Origin of the sequence: Microtetraspora sp. NBRC 16547 (genome assembly GCF_030268965.1) — a bacterium.
Lineage (GTDB): Bacteria > Actinomycetota > Actinomycetes > Streptosporangiales > Streptosporangiaceae > Microtetraspora.
On record NZ_BSSE01000001.1, the window covers coordinates 32,201 to 46,248 of the forward strand.

Below are 14,048 nucleotides of genomic sequence, written 5' to 3' on the forward strand. Positions count from 1 at the left end.
CAGTGGCTGACCCGGGTCACGGGGTGGTGTTCGGGACGGGGATCCCGAGCACCACCCCGGTCACGAACAGCTCCAATGACGGGTCCGCCAGGGTGAGCGTCATCGCGGCTCCCGTCCCCGTGGCGGGGAAATAGACCCGCGCCTGCCCCGCACGCAGGGAGAGCTCGGCCCGCGCCACCCCGAGCCGGGCCGTCACCGCGGTGGCCCGCTCGGCGACGTAGGTGAACCCGCCGACGGCGTAGTCCCCGTTCGACCGTACGGGCAGCGTCATCGTGCCCCCCACCTGCGGGAAGCACTGCCTCCCGGATCCGGTACGGCGTAGCCGCCGAGGATCCGCAGCGGCACCAGGCTCCGGCCGTCCTCCGCGAGGACCACCGGATCGGCGTCGGGACGTGGATGCCGCATGCGGTCGCGGAGCGGTTCCGGGGCGAGCGGGCTGAGCACGTGCGAGCTGAGGTTGGCCTCGCCGAACCCGTAGATCAGCACATCCTCGCCCAGGCGAGCGCGATAACCGGCCAGGAGGGCGCGGCGAGACCACCGAACCAGGTGCCCGGGCCGCCCAGCGCCACGGTGGGGAAGGTCTCGCCCAGGAGCCGCCCGGCGAACAGGAGGCCGTCCCCGAAGGCGGGCCCAAATCATGCCGGAAGTCACGATGTACCGCAGATCACCACGATGGGATGAACACACGGCGATAACGTTTGATCAGAAGCCGGTGGCCCGTTTTCTCCTGGTTTAGTCCTGGCTGTCGTCGGTGATGCGGCCGAGGCGTTCCATGGCCTCGACGTATCCCTCGACCATGTCGAACACGACCTGCTTGGCCGACTTGACCTGGTTCATTGTGCCGATGATCTGGCCGGCGGGGAACGTGGCGAGCTCGCCCGCGTCCGATTTGCCGATCCGGCGCAGCGCCTCGGAGACCAGCATGAACTGAAGCGGCATCGGGAGGGTGCCGGGCGACTCCACCGACTCCCACGCGTCGGTCCACTCGTTCTTGAGCAGCCGGGCCGGCTTGCCCGTCCAGCTCCGCGAGCGGACCGTGTCGCGCGAGGTGGCGGCCAGGATCCGCTGCCGGGCCAGGTCCGGCGTGTCGGCCTCCTCGACGGTGAGCCAGATGGAGCCGGTCCACACGCCTTCGGCTCCGAGGGCCATCCCCGCCGCCATCTGGCGGCCGTCGCCGATGCCGCCCGCCGCCAGGACCGGCACGTCCACCGCGTCGACCACCTGCGGGATGAGCACCATCGTGGAGATGTCCCCGGTGTGCCCGCCCGCCTCGGTGCCCTGGGCGACGACGATGTCCACGCCAACCTCGACCTGTTTCACGGCGTGGCGCGGGGTGGAGGCGAGAGCCGCCACCTTGACCCCCTGGGAGTGCGCCATCTCCACCACGTCGGCGGGAGGCGGGCCGAGGGCGTTGGCGAGCAGCGCGATCGGGTGCCGCAGCGCCACCTCGACCTGCGGCCGGGCGGTCGCATCGGTCCAGCCGAGCAGCACCTTGGTGGGTTCGCCCCCTTCGAGCGGCGGCACATCATGGCTGGCCAGCAGGTCTTCGACGAACCGGCGATGCGCGGCGGGGATCATCCCCTGGAGCCTGGCCACCAGCTCGGCGGGCGAGTCGACGCCGAGGTCCGACCCCTCGTAGGAAGCGGGCATGACCACGTCCACGCCGTACGGCCGGCCGCCGACGTGCTCGTCGATCCACTTGAGCTCCAGCTCGAGCTCTTCCGGAGTGAAGTTGAGGGCGCCGAGGACGCCCATGCCACCGGCGCGGCTGACCGCGGCGACGACATCACGGCAATGACTGAAGGCGAAGATCGGGAACTCGATCCCGAACATGTCGGTGACACGTGTCCGCATGGCCTCGACTGTATGTCCGCCCCCAACAGACTGCAACGTGTTCTAGTAAGAACATTTCGAGAGCACTCCGGATCATCAAGCTACCGACCAGTAACCGGGCACGGCAGGCCTAATAGAACGCGTTCTATGCAAAATTTCCCGGTGGTTCCCGGGCGGTTTCACCGCGCCCGTCCAGCCCGCCCGTCCAGCCCGCCCGTCCAGCCCGGCGCCCGCCGTCGGCCCGACCGTCAGCGGGGCATGCGCCGCCAGATCGCGCGCGGGAGCAACCGCATGACGGCGAAGGCCGTCCGCAGCTTCGCCGGCACCCACACCACAGGCGCCCGCGACCTGAGCGCCTCCATCACGGCGTCGGCGACGGCGTCCACGGTCACCGACATCGGGGCGGGCGTCATCCCCTCCGTCATCCGGCCGATCACGAAGCCCGGGCGGACGATCAGGACCCGCGCCCCCGAGCCGTGCAGGGCGTCGCCCAACCCCTGGGCGAAGCCGTCCAGGCCCGCCTTGGCCGAGCCGTACACGAAGTTGGCCCTGCGGACCCGCACACCGGCCACCGAGGACAGCACAACCAGCGTGCCGTGGCCCTGCTCGCGGAGCCGCCGCGCCGCCGCGAGCCCCACCGAGACGTGCCCGCCGAAGTTGACCGCCACGTCCCGCGCGGCGGCCTCCGGGTCCTTGTCATAGACCGCCTGGCTGCCCAGCACGCCGAAGGCCGGGATCACCACGTCGAGGTCCCCCAGCTCGGCCGCGGCCGCGTCGATCAGCGCCTGGTGCGTCTCGGGCCGCGCCGCGTCGAAGTCGGCCACGCGTACCTCGGCGCCGAGCTTCCGCAGCCGCGCGAGGTCCTCCTCCGGAACCGTGCCGCCGCGCGCCGCCAGCATCACCCGGCTCGCGCCGTCGCGGACCAGCCGGGTAACGACGGCCAGGCCGATCTCGCTCCGGCCGCCCAGCAGCAGCACCGTGTCGACGGACCCCAGAGCGTTCCTCACGCCCACCACTCCTCGTACGTCTTGAGCCGTCCGGCTCCTGCCGGCGCACCGGCCCGGCTCACAGGCACAGCCTTCTGGACAGGTCGGAGCGGAACAGGCCGTCGGGATCGGCGGCGTCCCTGAGCGCGCGCCACTCCTCCAGCCTGGGGTAGCTCGCGGCCATCACGGAGGCCGACATCCGGGAGTCCTTGGCCAGATAGAGCCGCCCGCCCGCCTCCACGACCCACTCGTCGAACCCGCGCAGCAGCCCGGCCAGCCCGCGCTGGCCCGTGGGAATGTCCAGCGCCAGCGTCCACCCGGGCATCGGGAACGACAGCATCCCGGGGGTGCCCGCGCCGAACCGCTTGAGCACGGTCAGGAACGACACCACCCGCTCCGCCGACAGCGTGGCGACCACCCGCCGAAGCGTGTCCTCGGCGCCGAACGGCACCACGAACTGGTACTGCACCAGCCCGCGTGAGCCGTACATCCGGTTCCAGTCGGCGACGCCGTCCAGGGGATGGAAGAAGGGCGTGATCCCCTGGACGACCCCCCTCTTGACCTTGGGCGCCTTGCCGTACCAGACGGCGTTGAAGGCGCCGACCGTGGCCCGGTTGAGCAGCCCGCCGGGCACCCACGGCGGCGCGGTCAGGCGCGGGCGCGGGGCGAAGGAGAGCGGGTCGCCCCTGATCTCTCCGCGCGTCGCGTGGTCGCCGCGCGTGAGCACGCTCCGGCCGGTACGGCTCCCGCGGGCCATCAGGTCGATCCAGGCCACGGTGTACCGGTAGCGGTCGTCGGTCGCGGTCATCACGTCGAGCGTCTCGTCCAGATCGCGGGTGCGCTCGATGTCCACCCGCATCCTGGACGTTTCGACGGGCAGGCACGCGAAGGTGGCGTCGACGATCACGCCGGTCAGGCCCATGCCGCCCACGGTCGCCCAGAACAGGTCGTCCTCCGGCCCGAGCACCCGGGCGCTGCCATCGGCCGTGACCAGGGTCAGCGAGCGCACATGCGCGCCGAACGATGAGTCGACGTGGTGGTTCTTGCCATGGACGTCGGCGGCGATCGCCCCGCCCACGGTGACGTACCGGGTCCCGGGCGTGACCGGCACGAACCAGCCGCGCGGCACGAGGGCGGTCATCAGGTCGTGCAGGCTCGTCCCCGCGGACGCGGTGACCTCGCCCGCCTCCGGGTCCAGGGTCCAGGACGGCGGCAGGGCGGTGCAGTCCAGCACCGTGCCGCCCGCGTTCTGCGCCGCGTCGCCGTACGCCCGGCCGAGGCCGCGGGCGACGAGGCCCCGCCCGGCGATCCCCCATTGCGCCGAGTCCGCGCCGAGCCCCCTTTGCGCCGAGTCCGCGCCGATTTCCTTTCGCGCCGAGCCCGCGCCGAGCCCCTTCACCAGCGCCGCGACCTCGTCGGCCGAGCGTGGGCGCGCGAGCGTCGCTGGGGTCGGGGCGGTGCGTCCCCAACCGGTCAGAAGCGTCATGTCAGGTAGATCCCGATGGCGAGCAGGAGGAGCAGCAGGACGAGGAAGACCTGCAACGGCCGATCCCGGAGGGCCAGCTCCTCAGGTTCCTCTCCTATGCCGCGATCCACAAGTAGGCCATGTCTCAGGACGACGAGGACGAACGGGACGATGCTCAGCGCGTAGAAGCCGAGAGCCGCCCCCGTGTGCTCGTGCAGGGCCCACAGGCAGTACGTCACGATCATCGCGCCCGAGGTCATCGAGCGGACGCCGCCCAGATAGGACGTGGTGTACACGCTGAGCGTCGAGCGGGTGTCACGCGACGTGCCGGTGTTCTGGCTGTTCGCCGCGTCTGCGACTTCTGTCTCCCTCCGCTCCTGAGCGCGCAGCTCGGCCTCGCGCTTGCCGGCGACCAGCAGGAGCGACCCGAGCGTGATCACGACCAGGAACCAGCTCGTGACCGGCACGCTCACGGCCACCGCGCCCGCGTACGCCCTGACGACGTGGCAGCCCGCCACCGCGACGAGATCGACCACCGGCTGGTGCTTGAGCCAGATCGTGTAGCAGAAGGTCAGCACGAGATAGCCGGCGACGACCGCGCCGAGCCGCCACCCCCCGGCCAGACCGACGGCCAGACCCGCGACCAGCAGCACCGCGCCGGCCGCCCGGGCCACCGGGACCGGGACGATTCCCGCCGCGATCGGCCGGAACCGCTTGCGCGGGTGGTTGCGGTCCGCCGCCACGTCCGCGGCGTCGTTGAAGAGGTACGTGGCGCTGGCCGCCAGGCAGAAGGCGGCGAACGCGATGAGGGAACCCCGGAAGCCCGGCCAGGTCGTCAGCACGCCCGCGGCGGCCGGAGCCGCGAACGTCAGGATGTTCTTCAGCCACTGCCGGGGACGACAGGCACGCACCAGTCCGACGGCGAGAGACCTCCCCACACGGACGCCCGCCGGTGGCAGATCCACCAGCGGGCGTAATGGTGCGCTTTTGCGGCTCATTAGACGTCGCGGGACGAGGGAACGCGCAGCAGCAGGATCCCGCCGAGGACCAGGGCGATGCCCACGATCAGCGAGACCAGCGGGATCGTGGTCCTGATGAGGGTGATCTGGCTCAGGTTGTCTTTGACCGTGCCGACCAGGTCGGCGACAGACTTCGGCGTCATGACCGCGGTCGCGATGAACGCGGGCTGGCGCTCGACACCGTCCTTGGTCTTGAGCACCTCGTGGCGCTGCTGCTCCTGCTTGACCGGGGCCCCGGTCGTGGGCTCCACCCAGTACGTGTTCACGCCGTCGTACACGCGGTCGACCTGGACATCACCGGTCTCGGTCATGCCGAGCACCGAAGCCGGGGCGCTGAGGGTGTCGATGACCGTCGGCGGCACCTTCTGCACGAACTTGTAGACCGAGAGGCCGTTGATCGTGTCCTCGCCGGCGAACGTCGCGTCGAACGCCTTGTGGGTCGTTGAGTTGAAGACCTTGTACGTCTTCTTCTCGACCCCGAACGGGAACAGGTAGATCTGCCCTTCGAGCTGCACGGGCTCCTCATCGACGTTGGCGCCGCAGCAGTTCACGCCGACACCGTCGTACTTGTTGAACGCGCTGCGGAACTCCGTGAAGGAGATGCCCGGTCGCGCGTTGGTGACGTCGTTGACCGCGGTGAACTGGTCCCAGACGACGTGGTCGTCCTTCGCTTCCTTGACGTCGCCGCGCGTGGTCACCGTGATGTCGAGCGTCCCGGTGAGCACCTTCAGGTCCTGCAGGCTGAAGTACTGCGCGTTCTCGGCCCTGAGATAGGTGATCCCGTACTGGTCGGCCGGCGCCTGGATGAGGCTGCCCGCCGCCTGGAACTTGATCAGCGGCGCGAGAACGATGAAGAACGCGCCGGCTGCCAACAGAACCACACCAACTAAGCGGCGCATCGTTCCTCCTGGGGGGCGGGGGTATCGCCTGCCGTTTGTTCTGAAAACCGGTTCTATTTCGCGACATGCTAATGCGCAGAGTGACCCACGTCACGAGGGATGCGGAAAAGTGACCGAAACAGGTTCTATATCGGCCCGATCGCCCCGAGCTCAGCGGGCCGCTGCCGCCTAGCCGGCGGCCGGCTTCCGCGCGTGGACCGTCAGGATCGCGGCGGCCGAGGGCCAGGCGCGGAAGAGCCGGTCGATCGGCTTCAGCGGCCCCGGAACATCGTGATAGGTGGCACCGCGCGCCACGAGGCCCGTGAATCCATACTCCTGGAGGAACTCCCTGAGCGCGACCAGCGTGAACAGGCGCAGATGACCGGCGACGGACCGGCCCGGACGCCCGAACACCCGGGCCATGCTGACTTCGGAGAACACGGGCTGGCGACCGAACGCCAGCATCCCCCTGTTGAACCAGGCGGCCAGGTTCGGCGTCGACATCAGCAGGTGACCACCCGGGCGCAGGATTCGATACATCTCCAGGAGAGCGGTGTCCGGGTCCACGAGATGTTCGACGACCTCGGAGAAGATGACGACGTCCACGCTGCCCGACGCGATCGGGATGCCCGGGTGGACTGCTCCCCCACGCACCACGGCGAGCCCCCGCCCCCTGGCGGCCCGTAGCGGCGTCATCGCCCAGTCCATCCCGGCCACCCGGTGCCCGGGCGCGGCGTCGGCCGCCTGGCGGGTGAGGCCGCCGTCGCCGCAGCCCACGTCCAGGATGGTCAGCGGCCCTTTCTCCGCCGCCACGATCTCGCGCAGGAAGGCGACGATCCGCGCGGCGCGGTCCTGGGCGACGGACACCGGCGTCTCGGGGTTCTCGTAGAAGTCGCGCAGTTCGCCCGAGTTCTCTGCGGTCACGTCCCCCATGAGCGGGCCCTTCCGAGTCGGATGCGATCGCGCCGGCGATCGGCGGTACGGCGGGTGGTTACGGCAGGTCGCACGGCAGACTAGAAGTCGACGATCACGATTGGATAACCGGGCGGCGCGACCTGATCGCCACCAGGCCGGCCACCAGCGACAGCGCGGCCAGGGCGGCGAGCACCCAGGGCGCCGGACCACGCGCCGCTTTCAGCAGGGCCACCGACGCCCTGATCTGGTCGGCACGCGCGTCGACGTCCTCGGGCGGCGAGCGGAAGTCGGCGTCCAGGGCCACCAATCGGGGAACGCCGTCCGCCGTGTTGACGGTCTGGCGCTGCCGTTCCTCGATCTTGACCGGGGTGCCCGTGACCGGCTCCACCCAGTAGCGGCGCTCCACGGAGGCGTGCACGAACGCCTTGACGTCCCCGCGGCCGGGCAGGCCGAGCATGGCGGCGGGGAGCCTGCCCCCGGGCACCTCGCCGAGCCGTCGCGTGCCCACCGTCTGCTCGTACCGGTAGACCGCCAGCCCCGCGACCTGCTCTTGGCCGCGATACCGCATGGGCAGCGCCTGCGAGGTCACCGTGTCGAAGAAGGGGTAGTCCTTCCGCTCCGCGAAGAACGGCCACTTGAAGGCCAGCCCCGACTGTTCGACCCCGATCGTGTCACCGACATAGGCCCCGCAGCAGTTCACGATCGTTCCCGTGCGCTTGTCGAAGGCCACCCGGCGATCGGTGTAGCTGAGGGTGACGGCCCCGTCCGCGGTCTGCACGGTGGTGAAGTTGTCCCAGACCACGAGGTCCGCGGTGGCGGCGTTCGCGTCCCCGCGCAGCGAGGACACCGCGTCGACCGTCACGCCGGTCAGCTTCTTCCCGGATGAGCGGTCGAGTGCCGTGGCGTCGACCGCGCGCAGGCGGGTTACCGAATAGTAATCATCCGGCGCGACGGCCAGGGATTCGAGGACGTAGGTGGGCACCACGACGGCCAGGACCCCGAAGAATCCCGCCGCGCCGAGAAGGCCCAGCCCCAACGACGCCCTCATGCGTCCCCCTATTACCACATTTGGAGTAGAACAGATTCTAAGTAGGAGGTAGGGTAATGCGACTTATCAGCATTTGTGCACCCCCTTGGCCCTGAATGCATCGTGACCATCCCGCCCTCCCCGCCACCGCGCCCGTCGACGTGCCGCAGAACCGGCTCAACGCGGTCGACGGGCTGCGCGTGCTGGCCGCCCTCGCCGTACTCGTCTTCCACGTCGCGGGCATCACGGGCCTCCACTACGGCGACGGGCCGCTCGCCTGGGTGATGTCCCGGGGAGAGGCGCGGGTCGCGATCTTCTTCGCCGTCTCCGGTCTCCTGCTGTACCGGCCGTGGGCGAAAAGCCTGCTCGGTTCCGGCCCGCCGCCCGGCGTTCGCGTCTACCTGCTCCGCAGAGTGCTGCGGATCTTCCCGCTCTACTGGCTCGTGGCCCTGGTCGCGCTGGCCGCGTTCAACCTCGATCGGGCGAAGTCACCCTGGGACTGGATCGAGGTCCTGCTCCTGCTCCACGTCTACGACCCCACGCCCTGGTGGCCTGTGATCCAGCTCGCGCCGGTCGGCCTGCAGCAGATGTGGACGCTCGCGATCGATGTCAGCTTCTACCTCGTCCTGCCGCTCCTGGCGGCCGCCATCGCGTTCGTCGCCAAGGCCGGCGGCGCGTCGGTCGACACCCGCGCCAAGCGGGCGCTCCTTGCCCTCGGGCTGCTCTCCCTCGGCTCGTTCGGCTACCTGTACCTGATCCGGTACCCGGTGTACACGATGCGGATGGAATGGTGGCTCCCCCGGTTCTTCCCCTGGTTCGCCGTGGGGATGGCCGTCTGCGTGCTCACCATGTGGTCCCGCGCGAACACCGAGGGCGGCGAGCGGGTCCGCCGCTGGTGCGAGGAGATAGCGGCCAACGCCGGCACCTGCTTCCTGTTCGCGGCGCTCCTGTTCGGCCTGGTCGCGACGCCTCTCGGCGGGCCGAAGACGCCGCAGTCCCTGGTCCCCGACATCACGGCCGACATGTTCCGTCTCACGGCCTACACCCTCATGACGCTCTTCGTCGTCATGCCCGTCGCCGTACGGCCGGCTGTACCCACCTGGGTGCACCGCGCCCTTGGCCACCCGGCCATGAGCAGGCTCGCGAACCTCTCCTACGGCCTGTTCGTCTGGCAGATCATCGTGATCTGGGTCTACTACGACATCACCGGCCGGCCGCACCTCGACCAGCAGTTCGTCCCCGTCTTCACCGCCGTGCTCGCCGCAAGCACCCTGCTCGCCTGGATCGGCTACCTCGTCATCGAGAAACCGGCCCGCGTACTCGGCCAGCGCCTTGAGACGCGGCGGACGGCACCACCCCCTCAGAGCTGACCACACCTCGTTCGCGGAGGACCACGTGATGGCCACCACCGAGTTCGATCAGGGCACGCCCAGCCCCCGCGGCGGCGCTCCCGCTCCCCCCGCCCCCGGCGACGACGGCAGGAACGGGGCGGTGGGCGGCCTGCGCGCGGTGGCGGCGCTCGCCATCCTGCTCTTCCACGTCGCCGCGATGAGCAACTTCACCACGACGGGCGGGCTGGCCGGCGCGCTGACGGCCCGGCTGGACGTGGCGGTGTCGATCTTCTTCGCGATCTCCGGCCTGTTGCTGTTCCGGCCTTGGGCCCGCCGCACCCTGCTCGGGGCGTCGGTTCCGCGGACAGGCGTCTACCTGTGGCGGCGCGCCGTCCGGATCCTGCCCGCGTACTGGATCACCGCCGTGGTGGCGATGATCGCCCTGGCCGAACCGGCCGGCTATTCGGCGGGCCAGTGGGTCCAGATGCTGCTGCTCGTGCAGATCTACGATCCCGCCCCGGCCTGGCCCAACGGCGGGCTCGGGCCGACGGCGCTCGGCCAGATCTGGAGTCTCGCCGTCGAGGCCGCCTTCTACCTGGCCCTGCCCGCACTCGCCTGGGCGATGCACAGGTATGGCCAGAGAGAGCGCCACGGAGCCGCCTCCCTGGACATGCGCGCCACCCGGATGCTGATCTTCCTCATCCCCGTGAGCCTGGCGTCCTTCGCCTTCGCCGTCGTCATGCACGTCCCCGAGCGGATCTTCTGGATCCAGTTCCTGCTTCCGCACTATCTGATCTTCTTCGCCATCGGCATGGGCCTGGCCTTACTGCTGACCTGGGCCGAGGGCGACTCGCCGGGGGCGGCGCGCGCCCGGCAACTGCGCGACATGATCGCCTCGTCGGCGGGCACCTGCCTGCTCACCGCGGGCCTGGCGTACTGGCTGCTGATGACTCCGGTGGTTGGGCGGTTCGGCGATCCGTTCACCACCCTGCGCGACGAGGAGCTCCGCATCCTGTTGCACACGGTGATCACCGTCCTCGTCGTGGCTCCGGTCGCGTGCCGGGCTCCCTCCCTGACACGCCTGCTCGGGAGCCGGCCGATGGCCTTCCTCGGCGAGATCTCGTACGGGATCTTCCTCTGGCAGTTCGTCGTCATGGAGCTCGTGTACCGGGTGACGGGCATGCACTACTTCGGCGGCGGGTTCCTGCCACTCCTGGCGCTGTCCCTGCCCGGGACCGTGGTCGTCGCCACGATGACCCGCTACCTGGTGGAACGGCCGCTGTCGCGGCTGCGCGGCGCGCGGTCGGCGGAGCCCGCCACCGCCCCGGACGTGCCCACCGAACCGAACACCACCGCGCCGAACACCACCGCGCGGCTGGTCGTCCCCGAAGTGGTCGTTCCTGAGGCGGCGGTACCCGAGGCGGCCCCGCCTCCCCCGGCTCCCGTACCCCTTCCGCGGACGGCACCCGCCATCGTGGAGAAGGTCGCGGAGGCGGTCACGGAAGAGGGAGCACGGCCCCGCCGCCGCGCCGCGGACCCCGAGCACCAGAACGCGCTCGACGGCGTCCGCGCGATCGCCGCCTTGGCGGTCCTGCTCTACCACGTGAGCGGCAAGACATGGGTGGTCGACGGCTGGGGCGCCTGGGTGCTGTCCCGGGGCGATGTGGGCGTCGCCATCTTCTTCACGCTCTCCGGGCTGCTGCTGTACCGGCCCTGGGCCCGCGCCGCGCTCGATGCGGGCGACCGTCCCGAGACGAGGGCGTACCTGTGGCGGCGTGCCTTCCGTATCCTTCCGGCGTACTGGCTGGTGGCGGCGGTCGCGCTGATCTTCTTCAACCCCGCCCACAACGCATCGCAGTGGGTCTGGGCGAAATGGCTGCTCCTGCTCCAGATCTACGACGTGAGCGCGTGGTGGGGCGGCGTGGAAGGCCGCGGTCTCGAGCACATGTGGTCGCTCGGCGTGGAGGTCGCCTTCTACGTGACCCTCCCTCTCATCGCCGCCGCCCTCACCTGGGCGGCCACTCTGGGCGGCGCCCGCGACACCACGACACGGGCGCTGCGGCTGTTCGCCGGGATCGGTGTGATGGTCCTCATCTCGGTCGGCGTGACCGTGGCCGCCCACCAACCCGGCACTCCGGGCGAGGTCAACATGCTGCTCCCCCGCTATTTCATGTGGTTCGCGCCCGGCATGGCCCTCGCCGTCCTCTCGGCCTGGAGCTGGTCCGGCGACGCGTCCGCAGCCGGTGTGCGCGAGTTCTGCCGAAGGGTCGCCGGGCTGCCCATCCTCTCGTGGACCCTCGCGGCGATCGCCTTCGCGATCGGTTGCACCCCGCTGATCGGTCCGCCGCACCTCAGCGCCCTGCCCGTGTTCGAGGGGACGGTCAAGTCCGTGCTGTGGGGTGCCGTCGGGCTCTTCCTGGTCGCCCCCTCCGCATTCGCGACCGGCTACCGCGGGCTGACGAACCGGGTCTTCGGCAACGTCGTACTGCGCTACCTGGGCAAGATCTCCTACGGCATCTTCCTGTGGCAGTTCGTCGTCATCTACGGCTACTACGCGCTGTCCGGCAGCGCGGTGTACGCCGGCGGCGACTTCTGGGAGGTTCTCGCCATCGCGCTCACAGGCATCCTGATCCTGTCCGCGCTGACCTACCACCTCATCGAGGAGCCCTTCCACCGGCTCGGACGCCAATTGGGGACACGTCCCGGAGCAGGAAGCGTGCCGGCCTCGGCGCAGCCCGTGCCCTAGGGAACGCGGGGCACGGGCGCGCCGATGCGGACCGCGCTCACGCACAATCCGGCCCCGGGCGACAGGCCGTCGATCCGGAGGGCGGGACCGCCCGCGACCACCTGCAGGTAGAGGACGTGCGCGCCCTTGGCGAGGTTGATCGGCACCCGGGCGCCCCCGTACGCGAAGACCGCGAGCGCCTCACGGGTGGCGGTGTAGGAGAGGGCGACGGTGTACTTCCGGCGCGGCAGGTCATACGACAGCGGGACATCGACCCTGCCGCCGGACAGCGGATAGCAGACCGGCTTCGCCTTCGGCGTGGCGACCACCACCGCCGAGACGGCCATGGGCCGCAACCGCCCGGTCGCGTCGAAGACCATCGCGTCGGCGGTGGGACCAGGGTGGCGCATCACGTCGCGCAGGTCCGGACCGGCGAGCGGGCCGAGGATCCGCGCGGTCGACCGGTACTCCCCCAACCACGCCGAGAGCAACCGCCCTGGCACCGCGGTGTCGTAGATCTGGACGCTCGACGGCGTGCGGGCCAGCTCCCTGGCCGCGGTCGCCAGATAGTCCCGCATCGGCTGAGTTCGCAAACCGGACGCGTACGCCGAGGTGGACCACGCCGCGAGGGCGACGACCGCAGGGACCGTGACCCCCGCCAGGACCCGCCCCAGCGGCAGTCTTCGCAGGTAGGGCTGTTCCTCTCCCATGAGGGGGAGGAACGCCAGCCCGAGGAGAAGCGTGATCACCGGAACGGCCCCGGCGAGCAGCTCGGACCGCGCGCCCCGGAACTCACCGGCCTGGACCACGTCCGGCAGCGTGGGCACCGCCACCGTCACGATCACGTAGCCGAGCAGGAGCAGCCACGCGGCGGCGGCGTGCCGCCGTGCCCGGACCGTGATCACCACCGCGAGCGCGACCACGACCCAGGCGGCCACGACGAGGGCCGCGGGCGGCAACGCGACGCCGTAGTCCGAACGCGCGAAGTACCAGCGGACCGGCCCGCCGACGAGCCCCGTGACGAGCGTCTGCCCGATCAGCCGCCAGAGGAAGCCCGCGACGGCCGCCGGGCCCGGCAGCCATTCCGCCTGCGGCGGCCGGGTCGCCAGGTGGACACCACCCGCGGCAAGCATGATCGACGTGTACACCGTCCACAGGACGGGGGCGGCGCGCAGCGCCTGACGGACGGCGGACATCCCCCGGCCCTCGGTGAACCAGACCGCGGTCAACCCGAACAGCAGCAGTGGAAGGAGGGCGACCCCGAGCGAGAAGAGCATTCCGGTGAGGATCCAGAGGATCGCGGCCACGGCGTGGACGCGCCTGCCGTCCCGCTGGTAGAGCACATGGGAGGTGACCGCCATGGCCACCGCGATCTGCGGCACGACGGTGGTCAGCGCGGCCGACCACCAGGTGAGCGCGGCGAGGGCCAGCGGGCTCACCAGGTAGACGGCGAACGGCAGCAGCGTGGCGGGACGGCGCCCGAGGACGACCGTCAGCATCCGGAGTACCGCGAGCGAGGCCAGCGCCTGAATGGCGAGGATCACCCCGGCGACCAGCGCCCAATGGTAGGTGCCCGCGCGCGCCAGCAGCCAGGCGAGCCCGAGCCCCCCGGGCATCCACCGCCCCGCGTGCGGGGTGAAGAGGTATCCCCAGTCGAGGTTCTGCTCGGTCGCGCGAACGAGCAGGATGTAGTCGTCACCGGTGAAGAACGACTTCGCGACGACACCGGCTCTGCCCGCGATCTGGGCGGCGATCAGGACGACTCCCACGAGAAGCACCGCTCGCGAGGCGCCCAGGGACCTGAACCGCACGAGGCGCCGCCCGCCGTTTCCGAGCCGCCTCACCATCTGGGTCACCACATCGTCTCCT

The 14,048-nt window shown here is 70.6% G+C and carries 12 protein-coding genes; 2 read left to right on the plus strand and 10 right to left on the minus strand.

Annotated features, from left to right (window positions below; all coding sequences use genetic code 11):
• Positions 1-16: 16 nt before the first annotated feature.
• The 9 genes from QSK17_RS00150 to pgfA (QSK17_RS00190) all read right to left on the minus strand — a co-directional run bounded on the left by QSK17_RS00150 (position 17) and on the right by pgfA (QSK17_RS00190) (position 8,144).
• Positions 17-271 carry a hypothetical protein gene (locus QSK17_RS00150; protein WP_285702259.1) on the minus strand — a complete coding sequence of 85 codons (255 nt, stop codon included), beginning with the start codon at positions 269-271 and terminating at the stop codon, positions 17-19.
• Positions 268-486, minus strand: coding sequence for a hypothetical protein (locus tag QSK17_RS00155; protein WP_285702260.1), 219 nt, complete (start codon positions 484-486; stop codon positions 268-270). The genes QSK17_RS00150 and QSK17_RS00155 overlap by 4 nt, the downstream gene beginning before the upstream one ends.
• 246 nt (positions 487-732) lie before the next feature.
• Complete coding sequence (locus QSK17_RS00160; RefSeq protein WP_285702261.1) at positions 733-1,854, minus strand: NAD(P)H-dependent flavin oxidoreductase; 1,122 nt, start codon at positions 1,852-1,854, stop codon at positions 733-735.
• A 227-nt stretch (positions 1,855-2,081) separates the two neighbouring features.
• Entirely contained in the window at positions 2,082-2,840 is a 759-nt protein-coding gene (dprE2, locus tag QSK17_RS00165; protein ID WP_285702262.1) for a decaprenylphospho-beta-D-erythro-pentofuranosid-2-ulose 2-reductase, read from the minus strand.
• Positions 2,841-2,898: 58 nt separating this feature from the next.
• Complete coding sequence (dprE1, locus tag QSK17_RS00170) at positions 2,899-4,305, minus strand: FAD-binding oxidoreductase (RefSeq protein ID WP_285702263.1); 1,407 nt, start codon at positions 4,303-4,305, stop codon at positions 2,899-2,901.
• A complete protein-coding gene (locus QSK17_RS00175; protein WP_502889118.1) occupies positions 4,302-5,252 on the minus strand; it encodes a decaprenyl-phosphate phosphoribosyltransferase in 951 nt (316 codons plus the stop codon). Before QSK17_RS00175 ends, dprE1 begins: the two co-directional genes overlap by 4 nt.
• Positions 5,253-5,281: 29 nt before the next feature.
• Positions 5,282-6,184: a cell envelope lipid trafficking protein PgfA gene (gene pgfA, locus QSK17_RS00180; RefSeq protein ID WP_285702265.1), complete on the minus strand. Its 903-nt coding sequence runs from the start codon at positions 6,182-6,184 to the stop codon at positions 5,282-5,284.
• A gap of 186 nt (positions 6,185-6,370) precedes the next feature.
• Positions 6,371-7,105 (minus strand): class I SAM-dependent methyltransferase, encoded by a 735-nt coding sequence (locus tag QSK17_RS00185; RefSeq protein ID WP_285702266.1) that lies wholly within the window; start codon positions 7,103-7,105, stop codon positions 6,371-6,373.
• 103 nt (positions 7,106-7,208) lie between these two features.
• The gene (gene pgfA, locus QSK17_RS00190) at positions 7,209-8,144 is read right to left on the minus strand and encodes a cell envelope lipid trafficking protein PgfA (protein ID WP_285702267.1); all 936 of its coding nucleotides are present in this window, start codon (positions 8,142-8,144) and stop codon (positions 7,209-7,211) included.
• A 95-nt stretch (positions 8,145-8,239) separates the two neighbouring features.
• Here pgfA (QSK17_RS00190) and QSK17_RS00195 point away from each other — a divergent pair, with 95 nt between their 5' ends.
• Both QSK17_RS00195 and QSK17_RS00200 read left to right on the plus strand, forming a co-directional pair.
• Positions 8,240-9,493 carry an acyltransferase family protein gene (locus tag QSK17_RS00195; RefSeq protein WP_285702268.1) on the plus strand — a complete coding sequence of 418 codons (1,254 nt, stop codon included), beginning with the start codon at positions 8,240-8,242 and terminating at the stop codon, positions 9,491-9,493.
• 28 nt (positions 9,494-9,521) lie between these two features.
• A complete protein-coding gene (locus QSK17_RS00200; protein ID WP_285702269.1) occupies positions 9,522-12,200 on the plus strand; it encodes an acyltransferase family protein in 2,679 nt (892 codons plus the stop codon).
• Here the strand turns inward: QSK17_RS00200 and QSK17_RS00205 are convergent.
• Positions 12,197-14,035 (minus strand): hypothetical protein, encoded by a 1,839-nt coding sequence (locus QSK17_RS00205; protein ID WP_285702270.1) that lies wholly within the window; start codon positions 14,033-14,035, stop codon positions 12,197-12,199. The two genes, QSK17_RS00200 and QSK17_RS00205, sit on opposite strands and share 4 nt — an antisense overlap.
• Positions 14,036-14,048: the final 13 nt, after the last annotated feature.